The sequence below is a fragment of the Streptococcus sp. 1449 genome, assembly GCF_013276805.1.
GTDB classification, from domain to species: Bacteria; Bacillota; Bacilli; order Lactobacillales; family Streptococcaceae; genus Streptococcus; species Streptococcus pseudopneumoniae.
Window position 1 is genome coordinate 11,267 of record NZ_VMLS01000003.1, and the last position, 20,001, is coordinate 31,267.

The following is a 20,001-nucleotide window of genomic DNA, read 5'->3' on the forward strand; positions in this document are numbered from 1 at the left end:
ACTATCTCATTTTATTGTCTTTTACCGTGACAATTTTTAAACTTCTTACCAGAACCACATGGGCAAAGTTGATTGCGTCCAATCTGGCTCAAATCCAAATCTTCTGGCATACTTGCTTGGTGAGCAGCGATATTGCGAGTCGCTGTTGTACTGATATGGCGTTCTGCCTGTGGTCTTTCTTGTTCATGAATTTGTGCTTTCATCATCAAGCGTGTCACATCAAACTCAATCGAACCAATCATATCATTAAACATACGGAAACCTTCTGCCTGATACTCAACAACAGGGTTGTTCTGAGCATAACCACGAAGTCCAACCGCGTTACGCAATTGATCAAGGGCATCGATATGATCTGTCCACTTGTTATCCACCACTCGTAGAATCAAAACTTTTTGGAATTCTTTAACTGCTTCTTCATCGCGTAGTTTTGAAACCTGACTATCATAAACCTTCAAGGCACGTTGGAAAAGCTCTTCCTTGATGGCCTTATCAGACAAGCCTGACAAATCTTCCATCGTAATAGAATCTTCTGGAAGCAAGTTGTACTTAGCAAAGTTCAAAATTGCTTCAAGTTTTTCATCTTGTTTGGCACGCGCATGACCATCGACGACACGTTCAATCGTGCGTTTGTGCATAGCCTGAATTTCAGGTGCCAAGTCACGGTCTGCAGTGATGACATCGTAACGTTGAGCATAGATAATCTCACGTTGTTCACGCATGACATCGTCGTATTGAAGGACTTGTTTACGGGTATCGTAGTTATTTCCTTCGACACGTTTCTGAGCTGCCTCAACCTGACGCGTCAACATACGAGACTCAATGGCCTCTTCAGACATATTCAAGCGTTCAAATATGCCTTTCAAGCGTTCAGAACCAAAACGTTTCATCAAATCATCTTCAAGAGAGAGGTAGAATTGTGACTCACCTGGATCTCCTTGACGACCTGAACGTCCACGAAGCTGGTTATCGATACGACGACTTTCATGACGTTCTGTACCAATCACACAAAGTCCTCCAAGTTCACGAACACCTTCACCAAGCTTGATGTCGGTACCACGACCCGCCATGTTGGTTGCGATGGTAACGGCACCACGTTGACCAGCATTCATGATGATTTGGGCTTCTCTATAGTGATTTTTGGCATTCAAGACTTCGTGAGGAACACCAGCTGCGACCAATTTCTTAGAAATGTAGTCACTAGTTTCAACCGCTACTGTACCAACCAAGACAGGCTGACCCTTTTGGTAACGAGCCTTAACGTCTTCGACAACCGCTTTAAACTTAGATTCGATACTTGCATAAAGAAGGTCTGAGTGGTCAATCCGTTGAACAGGACGGTTTGTTGGGATTGGAATAACACGAATGTTGTAGATTTCACGGAATTCTTCTTCCTCAGTCTTACCTGTCCCCGTCATACCAGACAATTTCTTGTACATACGGAAAAGGTTTTGATACGTGATTGAGGCAGATGTCTTGGTTTCATCCTGGATTGGCACACCTTCTTTGGCTTCAATAGCTTGGTGCAAGCCATCAGAATAACGACGACCTTCCATGGTACGACCTGTAAATTGGTCGACAATCAAGATTTCTTGCTCTTCGCTCACCACATAGTCAATATCGAGAAGCATGATGTAGTTGGCACGAAGGGCATTATCGATAAAGTGAGTAAGAGCTACGTTTTCGATGTCATAGAGATTTTCAAGCTTGAAGTAGCTTTCAGCCTTGTCAATCCCTGAATCAGACAAACCAATAGTCTTAGACTGCACATCGATGATGTAGTCGTCTTTGTCCAAAGATTTTACATAGTGGTCTGCCATATGGTAGAGCTGACTGGTTTCAACTGCATTAGCACCTGATACGATCAAAGGTGTACGGGCCTCGTCAATCAAGATAGAGTCAACCTCATCGACCAAGGCATAGTTAAGCGGACGTTGTACCATGTTTTCAGCACGAACGACCATGTTATCACGTAGGTAGTCAAATCCGATTTCTGAGTTGGTTGAGTAGGTAATGTCACACTCATAGGCTTCTTTTTTCTCCATTGGAGATTTGGCAGCCAAGTTAATCCCTACTGACAAACCAAGCCATGAGTACAATTCACCCATCTCAGTCGCGTCACGTTCTGATAGGTATTCGTTAACCGTAACTACGTGAACCCCTTTGCCTGAAAGGGCATTGAGGTATACCGGCATAGTCGCAGTCAAGGTTTTCCCTTCCCCTGTACGCATCTCTGGCACGTCACCATGGTGAAGAACGATTCCCCCCATGACCTGAACCTTATATGGGAAGAGACCTAGGACACGTTTGGCACCCTCACGGACAACCGCAAATGCTTCATAAAGCAATGAATCCAGCGATTCTCCATTTTGATAACGTTCTTTAAATTCAACTGTTTTTGCTTTTAGTTGGTCATCAGTCAAAGCAGCCATTTGGTCTTCGTATTTGAAAACCTTGTCAGCCATCTTTTCCAGACGACGGATTTCTCCTTTATCATTTTCGATAATTGTTTTTAAAATATTAGCCATGTTTTTCCTTACTTTAAATTCCGAATATTTTAGAATGTTCTTTTAATTTTAGCACAATTACTGATTATTTTCAAGGAAGAATCCCCATTTTGAAAAGGAAAAAGAGGCTAGTTTTCAAGCTAACCTCTCTGACTTTTATGATACTTTAATTACCAAAAATCGGCAAAATAGCAAATAGGATAAATAGGTTAATCCAAAGAGAAAGACAGCAGATCAATCCAAAAACAAAGAGACTGACTTTCTTGGACAGCAAGGCCATCAAAATGGACAGAATGCCAAAAACTAGCAAGACTTTCTGTATGCTGAAGAGGTCAATCTTCCCCCCCAGAATCGGACTGCCCCAAGGAAGAAAGAAGAAAGCAATCCATATTAACAGAACTAAACCAATATAGACCTTGGAATAGCGTGTAATAAATGATTTTAGATGTACCATAAGCTACCTCCTAAGCTTGTATATCTTTTGAATACTGTATATGCCCATTTTCGACAACTAATACATCTGTACAAAGGTCTGAAATATCTTCCGATATGTGTGATGTCAGGATAACCAGACCATTTTCTTTTTTCAGGTAAGATAAAATGACCTGTTTGGTTAACCTCACACTCTTCTCATCCAAAGCATTCATAGGTTCATCGAGAAAGAGTATAGATGGTTCGGCAATAAAGGCTTGGATCAAAGCCATTTTTTGTTTCGTTCCTAAGGATAAATGACGGTACTCAACGTCTTCAAATTCCTGTAAATCATAGTATTGAATCCAATAGGCAATTCTTTTTTCCGTAACTTTAGATGAAAAATACCTTAACAGTTCCAAATTTTCTCTCAGGGATAAATGAGATAGAAACTCAACTTTTTCAATTAAAACCCCTGCATCCTGAATATAATGATTTTTTACCCCGTAAACTTTGCCATCTTGAAGAACTTTTCCTTTATCAAGCTTAATATAACCAGCAAGTATCTTTAAAAGAACTGTCTTACCAGATCCATTATCACCTTTAAGTCCATAAATTTTTCCTGATTGAAACACCAAATTCAACTGATTTAAAATAGGTCTTTTCCCATAAATTTTCTGTCCATTTATAATTTCAAGTCTCATCGTTTATCCTTTCTTAAATTTCTCTTCCAAACGACTAACAATCAAGATAACCAATAAACTTAGGAGTCCTAAATATACTATTACAATATGATCCATCATCCATTCTTGTCCCACAAATGCTAAAAAATAGAGAAAAAAGGAAAAACCAGCGCCCGCACTAATCAGTGCTATCAGATAAGACAGTAGCAAGTACAACATCATTAACTGAGCAAGTAAAAAGAAAGGTGCGACTGTTTTGAAATGAATTCCTAGAGGAAGTAAACCAAGAAACCAGACAAATAAATCTTGAATAAAAAATTTAGAGATGACAACCAATCGTTTCCTTGTATAATCGAAAAAGGAGCTTGATTGATAGCGAATCAAGTGATGGTAATGGTCTGCCAAATCACTTTCAAGCAAAATGACAGAGAGCCATCCAACCATGAAAATCGAAAGGTTTAACAAGAATTTGGGGATTTCTAAATTCGCTTCAGAATAGTCATTATAGGAAAAGATTGAAATCAATTCCCTCTTGAAAAAGAGAAAAACATCCTGCTTTTGAACCGCTATTGACAATAGATAGTTAATCAAAATCATCATCAGAACTATACGAAGTAGTAAAACGATCTTTCTCTTTAGCCAAATATTGTTAAAGTTCTTAAACATTATCTTCATATTTTTTAAGTACCATATAGGGGACAATATAAAGGATATAAGGAGTAAAGAGTCTCATCAAACTTACATCCCCATAGCTAGCTTGCATCAAACTCGTCATAGGAACCATATAGTAAGGCAAGGCACTATAGAGTAACATAGAACCAAGCCAAAGAAACATCAAATAGGCGATTGCCGAACGAGTCACATTCCTTAAATAATCAACTATTTTTAAAAAATAGACCGTATTGATGAAGATACCGATTAGAAGGACACAAGTAAAGAACAAATAGCTTGTTATCTCTCCATCCAAGAACCTTTGTAAACTACTCCCATTAGAAAATAGAGAATTCCATTCAAGAGGAGAAAAAGTCCCAAAGAAATAAGTTAAAATTGCAATTATCAGCACAGTCACTAAATATATCACACAAGGGATACTTGCAACTTGCAAAGTCAACTTTCTTTTTACCCCTTGATAACTCACTTCTCTTCCAATACTCAATCGTAAAACTTTATTTTTCAGCTCAATATATTGAAAACCTAGCAAAACAATGATGATTGGAATAATAAATGATTGATAAAAACCTAGATTGAACTGGAGAATACGAAAATCTAATGCTGATTTTAATAAGTCATTTTTAATTGCTTGTCCATCGAATTTAGCTAGATCGGGCGCATGAATATCAAAAAAGAAATAAGTCATCAAAACATCACGATAAACCAAAGCAAGAAAAAGCAAAGTAAGCAAGACATAAACAAATTTATGCCTTGCCAAAGTTAAGAGAGGAATCTTCATAAGCCACCTCCTATTAAAAAACCGATATAAATCAATGCCTTCCACCCTTAGACTTCCCTAGTTCCTGTCTCAAGCGAAACATTTCTTTGAAACAGGAATAAGTTAACCAATTCATACCAATAGCTAGCAGAATAAAAAGAAACCAAATGCCCCATAACTTGATATCTGTCACATTTCTCAAGACGGTATTGAAAAACAGAACTGAAACAACTGTCCAAGCAAGGCTAAAAAGAGAATAGAAGGGGATGTAAAACCAGTAAAAATAATAAAAAATTGGAAAAAACTTACTATTTCTGTTGGCCTTTTCAATCCAGTTATCAAAATAAAAGTACGGTGCTAAAAGTAAGAATTTAAACAAATGTTCCATCACCGACATCCCCCCTTCTTTTGATAGCGTTTTCTATTATTTTATTATATCAAAAAAATCCGGAACTGTCATTCCAGATTCTACTTTTTTATTTGCGTTTTCTTGCGATGAGATGAATCGGTGTTCCCTCAAAAACAAAGGCCTTGCGGATTTGATTTTCCAAGAAACGCAGGTAAGAAAAGTGCATGAGTTCTTCTTCATTGACAAAGATGACAAAGGTTGGTGGTTTGGTTGCCACTTGAGTCGCATAGAAAATCTTGAGACGTTTTCCTTTGTCTGTCGGTGTTGGATTGATGGCAATGGCATCCATGATGACATCGTTCAAGACAGCTGATGGAATACGTGTATTTTGACTTTCGCTGATTTGCTTAATCATCTCAGGAAGTTTGTGGAGACGTTGCTTGGTTAAAGCTGATACAAAGATAATCGGTGCGTAAGGCAGGTATTGGAACTGCTCACGGATATCTTCTTCCCAGTTTTTCATAGTGTGGTTATCTTTTTCAAGCGTATCCCACTTGTTGACCACGATAATCATCCCTTTACCAGCTTCATGGGCAAATCCTGCGATACGCTTGTCGTACTCACGAATGCCTTCTTCCGCATTGATGACCATCAAGACCACATCTGAACGGTCAATAGCACGCATGGCACGCATAACAGAGTATTTCTCAGTATTTTCATAAACCTTACCAGACTTACGCATACCAGCCGTATCAATCATGGTAAACTCTTGACCATCTGTATCTGTAAAGTGGGTATCAATGGCATCACGAGTTGTTCCAGCAACAGGACTAGCAATAACACGGTCTTCTCCCAAGATAGCATTGATCAAGCTTGATTTTCCAACGTTAGGACGACCAATCAAGCTAAACTTAATGACATCTGGATTTTCTTCCTCATATTCATTTGGAAGATTTTCTACGATCGCATCTAGCACATCCCCTGTACCGATACCATGGACAGATGAGATAGGCAGTGGTTCACCCAAACCGAGGGCATAGAAATCATAGATATCATTTCGCATCTCAGGGTTGTCCACCTTGTTAACTGCGAGGATAACTGGTTTGTGGGTCTTATAAAGCTTACGGGCTACGTATTCGTCTGCATCGGTAATTCCTTCCTTACCAGACACGACAAAGACGATAACATCGGCTTCTTCCATGGCAATTTCTGCCTGGTGCTTGATTTGTTCCATGAAAGGAGCATCGACATCATCGATTCCTCCTGTATCAATCATGCTAAAGGAACGATTGAGCCACTCACCCGTTGCATAGATACGGTCACGTGTCACTCCTTCGACATCCTCTACAATGGAGATTCGCTCACCAGCGATCCGATTAAATAGGGTTGATTTCCCAACATTGGGACGTCCTACAATGGCAATAGTTGGTAGGGCCATAATTTCTCACTTTCTACAATAATTTCTTCTGTTCAAGATTTTTTCTAGTTGAGCTTGGTTCAGCTTGACCAAACTGTTCTGCTAGGCGCTGACTCCAGCTTGTGGTCGCACGCGCCCCAGCATAGTCAGCCTGTACACGGTCATAAGCCTCAATCACATCAACTGTTTGTTCCTGATATTCTTCCTCAAACACCACTTGATTCAATGGCAAGCGAGGTTTAACTTCATGTTCTTGATTTGGCACACCCAGTGCCATCCCAAAAACAGGATAGGTGTAGTCAGGCAGGTTAAAGAGCTCTGCCACTTCTTCTGATTTGTAACGCACCAAGCCAATAATGACACCACCATAGCCCAAGCTTTCAGCTGCCAGCAGGGCATTTTGACCAGCAAGAGCCGCATCGACTGAACTAATCAAGAGACCTTCTACACCTTGGGGTTGGAATGAATCGGTATGAAGCTGGGCTCCCTTTTCTGCTCGGTTCAAGTCTCCGACAAAGAGAAGGAAAACAGCAGACTGGCGAATAGCTTCTTGAGGTACCAATTCATACAGAGCATCTTTCTTTTCTTGACTTCGTACCACAATCACAGAGTAGGATTGGAAATTCTTCCAAGATGATGCCATCTGGGCTGCTGTCAAAATCTCATTTAAGTCTACTTGGGGAATTTCTTGCTCTTTAAACCTGCGCACTGAAGTATGAGCCTTCATCAATTTAATGGTTTCTGTCATCGACGGTTTACTCCTTCTAAACGAGTCTCCTCAGCCAAATAACGGATGCGTTCCATGACCCGTCTGGCTTCCCAGGTTTCGTCATTTCCATGTTTCACTTTCGCAAAATGCTTCTCCAAATCTTCAAAGTTGAAGTTGGATGTGAAAAAGGTCGGTAAATTTTCCTGCATCCTATATTGGAGAATGACCTGCAGGATTTCGTCACGCACCCAAACGGTTGATTGCTCGGCGCCAATATCATCTAAAATCAGGACCTCAGACAGCTTAATCTCATCCACCAAGGTCTTAACATTGCCATCACTGATAGCATTTTTGACATCAATGACAAAGCTAGGATAGTGGAGGAGAGTTGATGAAACACCACGTTTTTCTGATAAATCATGAGCTAAGGCCGCCACCATGAAACTTTTACCCACACCAAAGTCTCCATATAAGTAAAGACCTTTTCGAATAGCTGGATATTGCTCCACGAAGGCTAGTAGCTTTTCAAAAACTGGTAAGCGCCCCAAATCATCCAAGTCAACTTGAGCCAAACTAGCTTTCTTGAGACTGGCTGGTAGATTGATTAGCTTGAGACGGTTCTTAATAGCCGCTTCTTTTTCAGCCGCGATTAGCTCAGGAGTTTCTTCATAAGAAACATCCGCATAGCCATGATTCATAACCAAAATCGGCTTGTAGCCTTTGGCAATATAATCCGTATCACCACGGAGAAACTTGTCGCGCTCGGTGATGTACTGATTAAACTTGGAGATACTGCGATTCAATTCCTCTGGGGTCAAGGATTCTTGCTGGATAAAGGCCGCAACATCAGGGTCCTTCATGATTTTCTGGACCAAATCTTGATAATGAAAACGGCTAGGTTGACGCTTGAGTACGTCTCCGACACTTTCCATCTAATCTCCTCCTTTTTCTAATCGAGCTAATAGTTCTTGTTTCTTACGTTCTAGTTCCAGACGAGTTTCCTCGCTGGTTTCATTTTTATAATCTGGATTGCTCCACTTGGGTACATTGGACTTGGCAGGACTAGGGGTACTGCTTTTTTGAGCCTGATTCTTCTGCCCACGCTCACGGATTCGCAAGACTGCCTCTTCTGCCGAATGAATCTTTTGATAGGCATAATCATTAGCCACCTTCATGGCATATTTCTCATTGATGTTTGCCGAATCCACCTTATTAAAGGTCAATAAGAGAATGATATTGATGATTTCGTCCAGCAAGCCCAAACCAGCCATCTGTTGCAAGAGTTCTCTTTCTGTTTGGGTGATGGTTCCCTTGCGTGTTTGCTTGATTTCTGCCAAGAACTGCAGGGCAGTTTTACTTTTGGCCTCTTTGATAATGGTTGTTTCCTTAGGACTAAAGTCAGAGGAAACAGGTTTTTGAGCGATTTTTTCCCGCATGCGTTTGGTTGAAATGACTTGGGAAACAGCTGTTGACTTAGCCAATTGATAAGTTTCAAACCAAGTCCATTTCTTCTCCTCGGCAATGGCAAAGAGGTTTAAGACATCGGACTGCTCATCCGCAAAGCGAAGCCCATCTCGAGCCATAAGCTGACGAAAATGATCCAAGTCAAAATCGTTGGCCACTTTCTTCTTGAGACTAAGGTCTTCTTGACTTCCCAGTTCTGCTAAGTCTGGAAAGACTTGATTGAGTGAGACAGGTATTTCTTCACCCTCAGCACTTTCATCTTTCAAATCCTCCACAGCGGCATCACCAATCTTCTTCTCCAAAAGTCTGCGATACACAGGATGCTCCAAGAAATCTTGACTTGAAAGAGGAGCATGGAGGGCTAGCTGATAAACATCCCCCTTTTGATAGAGGGTTAAGAGATTAAAAGCCGATAAGATTTTCAAGGATTTTAAAAATCTGTCCATCCCAAAGTTGAGATGGTTGAGAATACTTGAAAAGAGATATTCCTTTCTGCCATTATCCCAAAAACTGATTGTATAAAGATAAAGGCTCAGTGCCTCCTGACCGATAATCGGGAGGTAGCACTGTACCAGAGATGAGGTATCTTGCGACACCCGATTATTCTTTAGATAAGAAAAACGGTCAATTGGCTTCATTTATCTTTCCTTTTTCTTTTTAGAGGACTGGGTGATTTGTTGGAGCAGACTCTCTAACTCACTGACATCCTTAAAACTACGATAGACACTAGCAAAACGTACATAGGTAATCTCGTCCAATTCAGCCAACTCCTCCATGACGAGTGACCCAATGTCCTCACTTTGAATTTCATTTTCATTTCGACCACGGAGTTTCTGTTCGATACGATTGACTACCATGTTGATTTCATCACTTGACACAGGACGTTTCTGGGCTGAGCGGATAATCCCATTAAAGATTTTATCTCTGGAGAATTGTTCCCGTGTGCCATCTTTTTTAACAACCACTAAGGTTCTTTCTTCTACCCGTTCGTAGGTTGTAAAACGGTGTTGGCATTCGTCGCACTCACGTCTTCTACGAATGGTGTTCCCTTCTTCTGCTTGGCGACTATCGATAACACTTGACTTGGTAGCCCCACATTTTGGACAACGCATCCTTTCCCTCCTTATCGTTTTCTTTTCATTATACCATTTTTTAAACGATTCCCAAAACAATTCTTCTTTTTGCTTGACAAGTTTTTTGTTTTGTTGTATTATTTAATTAAGACAAAAGGGTAAGAGAAAGGAGACTAAGATGTCCTGGACATTTGACAACAAAAAACCCATCTATTTACAGATTATGGAGAAAATCAAGCTTCAGATTGTTTCCCATACACTGGAACCCAATCAACAACTTCCAACCGTGAGGGAGCTAGCTAGTGAGGCTGGTGTCAATCCCAATACCATCCAAAGAGCCTTATCAGACCTTGAACGAGAAGGATTTGTCTACAGCAAGCGAACAACTGGACGATTTGTGACTAAGGATAAGGAGCTAATCGCCCAGTCACGCAAACAATTATCAGAAGAAGAATTGGAACACTTCGTTTCCTCCATGACCCATTTTGGCTATGAAAAAGAAGAACTACCAGGCGTAGTCAGTGATTATATTAAAGGAGTTTAAGCCTATGTCATTACTAGCATTTGAAAATGTATCCAAATCATATGGAGCAACACCAGCCCTTGAAAATGTTTCTCTTGACATTCCAGCTGGAAAAATTGTCGGCCTTCTTGGGCCAAACGGCTCAGGAAAAACAACCCTGATTAAACTAATCAACGGCCTCTTACAACCAGATCAAGGACGTGTCCTCATCAACGACATGGACCCAAGCCCAGCAACCAAGGCCGTTGTAGCTTATTTGCCTGATACGACCTATCTCAATGAGCAAATGAAGGTCAAAGAAGCCCTAACCTACTTCAAGACCTTCTATAAAGATTTCAATCTTGAACGCGCCCATCATCTACTTGCAGACCTCGGCATTGATGAAAATAGTCGTCTCAAGAAACTATCAAAAGGAAACAAGGAAAAGGTACAACTGATTTTGGTTATGAGCCGTGATGCTCGTCTTTACGTTCTGGACGAACCCATTGGTGGGGTGGATCCAGCAGCCCGTGAGTATATCCTCAATACCATTATCAACAACTACTCCCCAACTTCTACCGTTTTGATTTCTACCCACTTGATTTCTGATATCGAGCCAATCTTGGATGAAATTGTCTTCCTCAAAGACGGAAAAGTCGTCCGTCAAGGCAATGTAGATGACATTCGCTATGAGTCTGGTGAATCCATTGACCAGCTCTTCCGTCAGGAATTTAAGGCCTAAGCAAAGGAGATTATTTATGTTTTGGAATTTAGTTCGCTACGAATTTAAAAATGTTAACAAGTGGTATTTAGCCCTTTATGGTGCTGTGCTAGTCCTTTCTGCCCTTATCGGGATACAAGCACAGACCTATAACAATCTGCCTGTCAAAGAAAACCAACCTGTCCTACTCATTTTTCTAGCTACTGTCTTTGGTGGCTTGATGATTACACTGGGGATTTCAACCATTTTCTTGATTATTAAACGCTTTAAAGGTAGTGTCTATGACCGACAAGGCTATCTGACTTTGACCTTGCCAGTTTCTGAGCACTATATCATCACTGCTAAATTAGTCGGAGCCTTTATCTGGTCTATACTTAGCTCGGTTGTACTGGCTCTAAGTGCTTTTCTTATTGTGACTATAACGGTTCCAGAATGGATGTCACATTATGACTTGTTCCCACTTGTAGGAACATACCTTCCTCAACTCTCTCTTGTGGGGTTATCCTTCCTACTAAATACCGTTTCTGGAATCCTCTGCATCTACTTGGCTATTTCCATTGGACAGCTTTTCAATGAATACCGTACAGCACTCGCTGTTGCAGCCTACATTGGGATCCAAATCGTCATTGGCTTTATTGAAGTCTTCTTCAATACCAGTACTAACTTCTATGTCAATTCACTTGCAGGATTTAATGATAATTTCTATATGGGAGCAAGCATAGGCATTGTTAAAGAACTCATATTCATAGCTATCTTTTATCTCGGAACCTACTATATTTTGAGAAACAAGGTTAACTTGCAATAGTTTTAAAATCAAAAAGGATAACATCTCATCACAGAGAGGCTATCCTTTTTGATTTTATCTCATTTTCCGTCTAACTTTATCTTACAGACGAATCCTTCTAACCAATTAATACTCTTCGAAAATCTCTTCAAACTACATCAGCTTCACCTTGCCGTAGGTATGGTTACTGACTTCGTCAGTTCTATCCACAACCTCAAAACCATGTTTTGAGCTGACTTCGTCAGTTCTATCTACAACCTCAAAGCAGTGCTAAGGAGCATATCTATTATGCACCCCCCTATGTCTCTTGGGAAAGGGGAACTAATGAGAATCACAATAGGCTCATTCAGAGATGGTTACCTAAAGGAACTAAGAAAACGACTCCCAAAGAAGTCGCATTCATCGAAAATTGGATTAATAACTATCCTAAAAAACACTTGAACTACAAGTCCCCCAGAGAAGACTTCTTGATGGAGAACTTGAAATTTGGCAATGAAATAAAGACTATACAAATTGATTAGGGAATTTAAAACATAGTAGATTGAAACTAGAATAGTACACCTCTACTTCTAAAACATTCTTAGAAATCGATTTGACTGTCCTGATCGATTTATCCTGTTCTTATTTCATTTCACTATAATTTCTAACAATATTTTAAAAACTGAACCGTACTATTTCAACTTCCATAAATTACAATATTGATAGGCACAGTTCCCATACCTGTCCAAATTCGAATAACGTTTAGTATAAATTAGAATATGACTACAACATCACAAATAATTAGACTATCTATAATATCTACGATGTAACATATACATAGGAAGCACCGTTATCAAGAGCGCCAAGGCTATCAACCAGATAAGATGAAGATACAAACCTGTCACCTCACCTCCCCATATAATACGAATCATGCGGGTAGCGTGATACAAGGGAGAAAACCAAGTCAAATCACCAAGTATTGGGGGCAAGGAAGTAATGGGAAAGAAGGTATCTGAAAACATATAAAGAGGACGGATTACCAAAACATTGTAGTAATTCAGAAATTCCCTAGACGGTGCCAAGTAGGTAAAGATTAGTCCTAAAACACCAAACAAATAACCCACTATAAATAAAATCAGAGGAATCAATAACATCAAGACATGAAAATGCGCTGTGATAAGCATGGAAATCAGCCAAAAAATCCCACCGAAAATCACTGCACGAATACCTGCCCAGATAGCCTGACCCACCACAATATCACTCGTATTGATTGGCGTCATCAACATAGCATCATAAGTCTTTTCAATCTTATACTGGATAAAGGCATTGACCGTTGTTTCTGCGGTGGCCGCAGACATGGCAGTCGCAGCAATTAAACCTGTAATGACAAAATCACGGTAGAGCATACCGTTAACATGCGTCAAATAGGCACCAACTCCAAATCCCATTGCTAAAAGATAAAAGAGGGGGTCGATAAGGTTGGGGACAATTGAAATTTTAAATAAATTTCTAAAACTCATGTAGTTGCGTACCACAACGTGTCCGATGGACTGAAATGATAACTTAAACATGCAAGTCCTCCTTCTCTGTCCCAGTCAACCCCAAAAAAAGCGTCTCAAGGTTGTCAGCATCATACTTGATGAGCAAGTCTTCTACAGTTCCTTCTTCTTTGATAGTCCCTTGGTGGAGCATCAGCACCCTATCTGTCAAATATTCAATCTCATTCATATAGTGGGAAGTAATAATGATAGAAACACCTAATTCCTTCAACTCCAAAAGTTTATCCCAAATAATATTGCGGGATTGAATGTCTAAACCAACTGTCGGTTCATCTAAAATGATAATATCAGGCCGATTGATGAGAGCTCTTGCCAAGACAAGACGTCGTCGCATCCCACCCGACAGCTGATTCACCATCTTTTGCGCATGTTTGCTCAGTTGAACAAAATCCAAGAGAGAATCGATTCTCTTCCTAAGTTCGACAGATGAGATACCATAACATAGACCGTGAGCAAAAAGATTATCATAAACATTCAAGGTCATGTCCAGCATATCCTCCTGCCCTACAATACCCAGACAAGATTTACTCTTACGACGATTGGTTTCAATATTTTGCCCCAAGATATCAATCTCTCCTGAGGAAATTGAGGTCAGTGAGTAAATCATCTTTAAAGTGGATGTTTTGCCAGCACCGTTGATTCCCAAGATACCCAAACACTCTCCTTCTCCCAATTCAAAGCTAATTCCCTTGACAGCTTCATAAGAACCATATTGCTTTTTTAGATTTTTAACACTTAACTTCTTCACTCTTTCTTTCCCCCACAAATAGAGCATGTTGGATACTTTGTTAATTCATCAAAATGTTGTTCGAATGTTATAAAGTCAATTGAGAATCTTTTATTAAATGTTAGCAATGCTTCGTATCCCCAAAAAATATATCTTAAAATTTCAAACGAAATAAAATACCCTTGAAATAGACAAGCAGGACCTAAAGCACCATTCGGAGTTCTGAACATCTCTAGTTCCAATGAATTTGTCATCGTACGAACAGTCTCCAACTCCTCAGCATACTCAGGAATTTTTTCCAAATCCTCTAAAAACTGACAGTAATAGCACGCTGCTTTATACGGAATAATTGAATATACTTTCCCATTTTTCTTACCCACCACAGCAGACAGACATAATTTATTGTATTGAACACAAGCTTCATTGACCCAAAAATCAATATAGCCTGTTGGATAATCTGCAACATTTACTACGATATCACATTTTGAAGTTTTTATTAACTCATCAACATCCTCTTTTGAACCTATCTCTTTATCAAGTACCTCAAATTCAATTAAAGGATTAAACTTTCTAAGCGACTCTTTTGCAGCCTCTACTTTTCTTTTTCCAATATCAGATGTCGAATACAAAATTTGTCTATTGAGATTACTAGCTTCTACCGTATCAAAATCAACTGCTGTAATATGCCCTATACCTAATTCAGCCAATGCTAGACAGATATTACTTCCTATACCACCAATACCTAAGAGCAAAATACGCGTCTTTTTTAATTTTAACTGATAATCATATTTTGTTAAAGATAATGTATCTAAAGTATTAAAAAAGTTAAGATTTACGGAATATCTGTCCAATTCTTCTGAAGTTAATTCAGTTGTAGTAACAAAATTATCCTCCAAATACCCTAGTGTATCTAGTAAAGAAATACTTTCTTCTACCTCATTAGGGGACAAGCTATCAACTAAGCTACAAATTTCATTGATTGTGTATTGTCCATCGAGAAGCTTAATGAGCTGAGTATACTTCTCATCCAGATTCTCAATCTCAATACCATAATCTTTTCCTATACCTAATCTAATTTTATCCTTTAAAAATAGGACACTATGAATATCTTTAATTTTAGGTAAATTCAATTCTATTTCCTCCTAAAATAGACAAAAGGAATGGAAAAATCCATTCACTTTTGAAAAAATGTTGAGAATGTAATCTTAAGATTAACGTCCTTCAACTGTGGATACTGCTGCAATTACTTTTGTAATTTTACCTCCATTTAAACTCAGACAATAAAATTTAAAATATTCTCTAGTAAAACATTTTAAAAATCTATTTATCTTGTGCTTTAATTATAGTATAATAAAAGATAGAAAATCATCGATATATGAAATTTGGAGAAAATTTTTATGGAACCAGATATTTTCATCATCACAAAACTCTTATCAGACCCTTCTCGGATGCACATTTTAGATATTCTAATGGATGGAAAAGCTCACACGGTTAACGAAATTGCCAGCTTTACCAAAATCAAGCAACATACTGTCAGCTATCACCTCAAATTACTTACCGAAGCACAGGTAACCACTCTACAAACCTATGGACGTTTTCATTATTATTCTTTAAAAAGTGCTGCCATTGCAGAAATGCTGGAATTTCTCAGCTTCTACTCTCCTCAGCGTGATGTCAAAAGTTATAAACAACACATTCACAAAAAGGAATTAAAGGTCGCTCGCACCTGCTATGACCATATTGCTGGTGAGCTTGGCATTTCCATTACCAATTATCTCTTGCAAGAAAATCTCCTCAGCGAATCAGAAAAAGACTTCCAACTCACTGAAGCTGGGAAGTCTTATTTCCAAAGAAAATTACACATTGATACGGATGAATTGAAAAAGAAAAAACGGAAATTTTGCCCTAAATGTTTGGATTGGAGCGAACGTAAAAATCATGTCGGCGGAGCTCTCGGCAATGCTCTTTTAGAATTTTTCAGTGAAAAACAATTGGTCATCCCTGCACAAACGCCACGTTCACTTACCATTACAGAGCAGGGCAAAGAATTCCTCGAAAAGGAGTGGGGGATTTAAACATAGATTTTTAAGCAAATAACTGTCCATACCAATTCTATAACAACCTCTCTATTCCCCTTACTCTCCCAACTGGGCACTGTAGGCGATAATCTGATCAACCGTATCAGACAAGAATTGGATGGTATCACGAAGTGGTTTATCTGTTGAAATATCCGCTCCGATAATCATGGCTGACTCAAGTGGTGTCTTACTACCACCTGATTTGAGAAGTTTGAGCCAGTCTTCAGCTCCAGTTTCTGAATTTTTTAGATGAAGGTAACCAGCAGTCGAGATGACTAGTCCAGCTGAGTAAGTGTAACTATACAAGCCCATGTAGTAGTGAGCTTGACGCATCCAAGTCAAAGCTGCATCATCGTCAATTTCAATGGCATCTCCCCAGAAATCCGTCAAAACTTCCTTCATAATACTGTTGAGTTTGCTTGCTCCAAAGGTCTCCCCTTCTTCAATCAATGTATACACCTTACGCTGGAAGGCTGCTTCCAAAAGGTGAGTGATAAAGTTATGGAAGTAGGTGTCTGTCAAGCGGTGAGCCAGAGCGAAGCGTTTTTGACGAGGGTCGTCAGATTGGTGCTCCAAGTAGTCACTGAGTAGCAATTCATTGAAAGTTGACGGCGCTTCGACATAGTAGGTCGACATGTGAGCATTGAAGTAACTCTGATGATTGTCTGAAAAGATGAATTGACCAGAATGCCCGATTTCATGAATCAAAGTATAGACATCGCTCAAACGACCTGTCCAGCTCATGAGGACATAAGGGTGCACGCGATATGGATCCGCCGCATAACCTCCGGAATCCTTGCCACTATTGGCAGCAAAGTCCACCCAGCGCTCTTCTTGATAGCGAGCAACTTCCTGACAATATTCTTGTCCCAAAGGTTCTACCGACTTCATGACCAAATCATAGGCGTCGTCAATGGTCACTTGAGGATTGAGGGCACTATCCAAATCCAATTTCCAGTCTGCAAAGGTCATCTTTTCAAGACCATTAACCTTGGCAACATGCTTGAGGTATCTCTGAGCGACTGGTGCAAAATCCTTCATGATGAGGTCAATCTGGCGGTCAAACATGGCACGGTCCACTTCCTGCTCAGCTAGAAGATAATCAAAAACTGATTCGTAGCCCTTCATATCTGCCAATAGTTTTTCAGACTTGACTTGGGCTAGATAGGCTGCTGCAGCCGTATTTTGGTGCTTACGAAGACCTTCTGAGAAGGAACGGAAAGATTTTTCACGAACCTCAGCGTCCTCATGGTTTTGGTAGAAATTCTCATAGGTCACAAAGCTGTTTTTGTAGGTCTTGCCATGGGCTTCAAAGTCAGCCATTTCAAAATCCCCAGCACGCATCTTAGTATAAATATCCTGCGGACTGTAGAAAACTTCACCGAGATTGGTCAAGGCTTTTTCCACATCAGCCCCTAGATAGTGGGCTTTTTTGATTTTTGCCTGACGAATAGCTGCGGTCAAATGTGGTAATTCACCCAAACGGTCCAAGACTTCCTTATCAGCTTCTACCAAAGCATCGTCAAAAAAGGTCAATACTACGCTGGCAGCTGTTTCAAATTCCATCCCAGCTTGGGCAATATTGGCAAATTCGTCATTGCTATAGTCTGTCGTCTGCGGCATAAAACCATAGTTACCAATATGGCTCATCTGGATGTATATTTGTTCCAATTCCGCAAAGGCCTTTTCAAAATCCTCAAAAGTATGAAGATTACCCTTGTAATCACGGCTAAATTGATTGATGTCTTCGCGAGCCTTCTCGATTGCACGCAAGAAATCTTCACGGTCTTGGTATAGAGCTGTTAAATCCCAAAGTTCCTTTTCTGGAAACTCTGAACGGTGTTTTTGTTCCATTTTCTTCCTCTTATTTCTCTAATTCTAATAAAACACTAAGGGCTGATAAAGCGTAAAGTGGTGCTGTTTCTGCTCGCAAAATACGAGGACCAAGTCCTGCAAGAACCGCTCCCTTAGCTTCAAAACTCTCAATTTCTGCAGGTGAGAGACCGCCTTCTGGACCAAAGATAAAGAGCAATTTATTTCCCTTCTCGAGTCCAGTAACTGCTTGTAAAAGCGCAGCGGCTTCTCCTTCTTTGGCCGACTCTTCATAAGCTACTACGACGCGGTCAAACTGGTTCAGCTGAGCTAGAAAATCTGCTTTTTTCTCGAAAAGTGTGACACTCGGTACTAGATTACGCTTGCTTTGTTCTGCTGCTCCAAGGGCAATTTTTTCTAATTTTTCAACCTTTTTATCCAATTTCTTGCCATCCCACTTGGTAACTGACCAGTCGGCAGGAAAGGCCCAGATTTGGCTAGCACCCAGTTCGGTTACTTTTTGAGCGATGAACTCCAGCTTGTCTCCCTTGGGAAATCCAGATGCGATGGTCACTTGGATTGGTAATTCCACATTGTCAGCTAATTCTTGGACCAACTCAAACTGACGGGCTTCCACATCCAGCACGCACGCCAAACGTTTTATGCCATCATCAAAGACCAAGGTCACTTCATCATCTTCTTTCAGGCGCATAACCTGAAACATATGCTTGCTGGTTTCCTTGTCCTCGATGGTGACAGGAGAGACTGCACTCCCCTTGACAAAATACTGCTGCATGCTAGCCTCCAATCACACCTGAAATATCCTTGGTTTTCTTAAAGACACAGGCATTCCATTCCCCTTGAACCATGTGGGTTTCAAGGAAAAATCCAGCTGACTCAGCCGACTCGCGCACCATGTCCCACTTGTCCTTGATAATGCCACTCATGATGAGGTAGCCTTCATCCTTTACCAAGCGATAAGCATCCTCCGTCAGATGAATGAGAATATCCGCCAAGATATTAGCCACGATGACATCTGCTTCAATCTCAACTCCCTTAAGCAAGTCTCCTGCTGCTACATGGATATTTTCCATACCAGTGTTGAGCTCAATATTTTCCTGAGCGACACGAACCGCCACATCATCCAAGTCATAGGCGAAAATCTCCTTGGCACCTAGGAGTGAGCTTGCAATAGAAAGAACCCCTGAACCAGTCCCTACATCTAGCACTGTTTCGCCACCACGAAGAACCTGTTCCAAGGCAAAGAGGCTCATCTTGGTTGTTGGGTGGGTCCCTGTCCCAAAGGCCATACCAGGATCCAGCTTGATAATCTTTTCTCCTGCTGTTGCCTCATAGTCCGTCCATGACGGTACGATGGTCAGGTCATGAGTGATGCGTGCCGGTTCATAATACTTCTTCCAGTTGTCAGCCCAGTCTTCCTCAGCCAAGGCAGTCGTGCCCATCTTGACTTCTCCTAGGTCCATAAAGTCGGTCAATTCTGCCAGACGAGCCTGCAAATCCGCTTCAACTGCTGCTACATCAACCGTTTCAGGGTAGTAGGCGGTCACTACGATTTCTTCCTGTTGCTCCACCTCTGGGAAAATTTCACCGAATCGGTCCACATTTCCCACATAGTCCATGCTGTCTTCAATTGCTACCCCTTGCGCTCCCAGCTCAATCAAGAGATTGGAAACCAACTCCTCTCCCTCACGCTTCACTGTAACTTTTAACTCTTGCCATGTTTCCATTATTAAGATACCAAGCCCGTAAAACACAAAGCCAAAATAGGAAACTCTCTGA

General features: G+C 40.4%; 21 protein-coding genes and 1 pseudogene. 5 read left to right on the forward strand and 17 right to left on the reverse strand.

The genetic code is table 11. From position 1 onward, the window contains the following. Positions 1-11: 11 nt before the first annotated feature. The 11 genes from secA to nrdR all read right to left on the reverse strand — a co-directional run bounded on the left by secA (position 12) and on the right by nrdR (position 10,078). A complete protein-coding gene (gene secA, locus HT687_RS00670) occupies positions 12-2,525 on the reverse strand; it encodes a preprotein translocase subunit SecA (protein WP_001274079.1) in 2,514 nt (837 codons plus the stop codon). A gap of 145 nt (positions 2,526-2,670) precedes the next feature. Continuing rightward, the gene (locus tag HT687_RS00675) at positions 2,671-2,958 is read right to left on the reverse strand and encodes a hypothetical protein (RefSeq protein WP_054388004.1); all 288 of its coding nucleotides are present in this window, start codon (positions 2,956-2,958) and stop codon (positions 2,671-2,673) included. A 10-nt stretch (positions 2,959-2,968) separates the two neighbouring features. Then, positions 2,969-3,619, reverse strand: a complete 651-nt coding sequence (locus tag HT687_RS00680) for an ABC transporter ATP-binding protein (RefSeq protein WP_054388003.1) — start codon at positions 3,617-3,619, stop codon at positions 2,969-2,971. 3 nt (positions 3,620-3,622) lie between these two features. Next, positions 3,623-4,264 carry a hypothetical protein gene (locus HT687_RS00685; RefSeq protein WP_054388002.1) on the reverse strand — a complete coding sequence of 214 codons (642 nt, stop codon included), beginning with the start codon at positions 4,262-4,264 and terminating at the stop codon, positions 3,623-3,625. Then, positions 4,257-5,048 (reverse strand): hypothetical protein, encoded by a 792-nt coding sequence (locus HT687_RS00690; RefSeq protein WP_054388001.1) that lies wholly within the window; start codon positions 5,046-5,048, stop codon positions 4,257-4,259. The genes HT687_RS00685 and HT687_RS00690 overlap by 8 nt, the downstream gene beginning before the upstream one ends. Positions 5,049-5,079: 31 nt before the next feature. Next, complete coding sequence (locus tag HT687_RS00695) at positions 5,080-5,415, reverse strand: hypothetical protein (protein ID WP_000400493.1); 336 nt, start codon at positions 5,413-5,415, stop codon at positions 5,080-5,082. 88 nt (positions 5,416-5,503) lie between these two features. Then, on the reverse strand, positions 5,504-6,814 hold the full coding sequence (der, locus tag HT687_RS00700) for a ribosome biogenesis GTPase Der (RefSeq protein ID WP_001207696.1): 1,311 nt from the start codon (positions 6,812-6,814) through the stop codon (positions 5,504-5,506). A 13-nt stretch (positions 6,815-6,827) separates the two neighbouring features. Beyond that, on the reverse strand, positions 6,828-7,541 hold the full coding sequence (locus HT687_RS00705) for an NADPH-dependent oxidoreductase (RefSeq protein WP_023935676.1): 714 nt from the start codon (positions 7,539-7,541) through the stop codon (positions 6,828-6,830). Continuing rightward, positions 7,538-8,434: a primosomal protein DnaI gene (gene dnaI, locus HT687_RS00710; RefSeq protein WP_023935675.1), complete on the reverse strand. Its 897-nt coding sequence runs from the start codon at positions 8,432-8,434 to the stop codon at positions 7,538-7,540. The genes HT687_RS00705 and dnaI overlap by 4 nt, the downstream gene beginning before the upstream one ends. After that, entirely contained in the window at positions 8,435-9,604 is a 1,170-nt protein-coding gene (locus tag HT687_RS00715) for a replication initiation and membrane attachment family protein (RefSeq protein ID WP_023935674.1), read from the reverse strand. After that, a complete protein-coding gene (nrdR, locus tag HT687_RS00720; RefSeq protein ID WP_001203672.1) occupies positions 9,605-10,078 on the reverse strand; it encodes a transcriptional regulator NrdR in 474 nt (157 codons plus the stop codon). It lies immediately after the preceding gene. A 139-nt stretch (positions 10,079-10,217) separates the two neighbouring features. Here nrdR and HT687_RS00725 point away from each other — a divergent pair, with 139 nt between their 5' ends. The 4 genes and pseudogenes from HT687_RS00725 to HT687_RS00740 all read left to right on the forward strand — a co-directional run. Continuing rightward, entirely contained in the window at positions 10,218-10,583 is a 366-nt protein-coding gene (locus HT687_RS00725) for a GntR family transcriptional regulator (RefSeq protein ID WP_000119153.1), read from the forward strand. A gap of 4 nt (positions 10,584-10,587) precedes the next feature. Next, complete coding sequence (locus HT687_RS00730; RefSeq protein WP_054388000.1) at positions 10,588-11,283, forward strand: ABC transporter ATP-binding protein; 696 nt, start codon at positions 10,588-10,590, stop codon at positions 11,281-11,283. Between the two features lie 16 nt (positions 11,284-11,299). Further along, positions 11,300-12,067: a membrane protein gene (locus HT687_RS00735; RefSeq protein WP_023935671.1), complete on the forward strand. Its 768-nt coding sequence runs from the start codon at positions 11,300-11,302 to the stop codon at positions 12,065-12,067. A 251-nt stretch (positions 12,068-12,318) separates the two neighbouring features. Next, positions 12,319-12,567, forward strand: a pseudogene (locus tag HT687_RS00740) (hypothetical protein); the annotation flags it as partial. Between the two features lie 264 nt (positions 12,568-12,831). On the opposite strand, the gene HT687_RS00745 reads toward HT687_RS00740, so the two are convergent. The 3 genes from HT687_RS00745 to HT687_RS00755 are packed head-to-tail and all read right to left on the reverse strand — an operon-like array spanning position 12,832 to position 15,441. Beyond that, a complete protein-coding gene (locus HT687_RS00745; RefSeq protein WP_000475592.1) occupies positions 12,832-13,596 on the reverse strand; it encodes an ABC transporter permease in 765 nt (254 codons plus the stop codon). Beyond that, positions 13,589-14,359, reverse strand: coding sequence for an ABC transporter ATP-binding protein (locus tag HT687_RS00750; protein ID WP_000966495.1), 771 nt, complete (start codon positions 14,357-14,359; stop codon positions 13,589-13,591). The genes HT687_RS00745 and HT687_RS00750 overlap by 8 nt, the downstream gene beginning before the upstream one ends. Further along, on the reverse strand, positions 14,329-15,441 hold the full coding sequence (locus HT687_RS00755; RefSeq protein ID WP_016399294.1) for a ThiF family adenylyltransferase: 1,113 nt from the start codon (positions 15,439-15,441) through the stop codon (positions 14,329-14,331). The genes HT687_RS00750 and HT687_RS00755 overlap by 31 nt, the downstream gene beginning before the upstream one ends. Before the next feature lie 267 nt (positions 15,442-15,708). Between HT687_RS00755 and HT687_RS00760 the strand changes: the two genes are divergently transcribed. Next, positions 15,709-16,386, forward strand: coding sequence for a metalloregulator ArsR/SmtB family transcription factor (locus tag HT687_RS00760; RefSeq protein WP_000433071.1), 678 nt, complete (start codon positions 15,709-15,711; stop codon positions 16,384-16,386). 60 nt (positions 16,387-16,446) lie between these two features. Here HT687_RS00760 and pepF read toward each other — a convergent pair whose 3' ends face one another. Genes pepF through prmA form a run of 3 tightly spaced genes read right to left on the reverse strand, consistent with a single transcriptional unit; the run spans position 16,447 to position 19,949 of the window. After that, the gene (pepF, locus tag HT687_RS00765) at positions 16,447-18,243 is read right to left on the reverse strand and encodes an oligoendopeptidase F (RefSeq protein WP_138704708.1); all 1,797 of its coding nucleotides are present in this window, start codon (positions 18,241-18,243) and stop codon (positions 16,447-16,449) included. 10 nt (positions 18,244-18,253) lie between these two features. After that, a complete protein-coding gene (locus HT687_RS00770) occupies positions 18,254-18,997 on the reverse strand; it encodes a 16S rRNA (uracil(1498)-N(3))-methyltransferase (protein ID WP_172924036.1) in 744 nt (247 codons plus the stop codon). A gap of 1 nt (position 18,998) precedes the next feature. Further along, positions 18,999-19,949: a 50S ribosomal protein L11 methyltransferase gene (prmA, locus tag HT687_RS00775; protein WP_000451162.1), complete on the reverse strand. Its 951-nt coding sequence runs from the start codon at positions 19,947-19,949 to the stop codon at positions 18,999-19,001. Between the last annotated feature and the right edge of the window lie 52 nt (positions 19,950-20,001).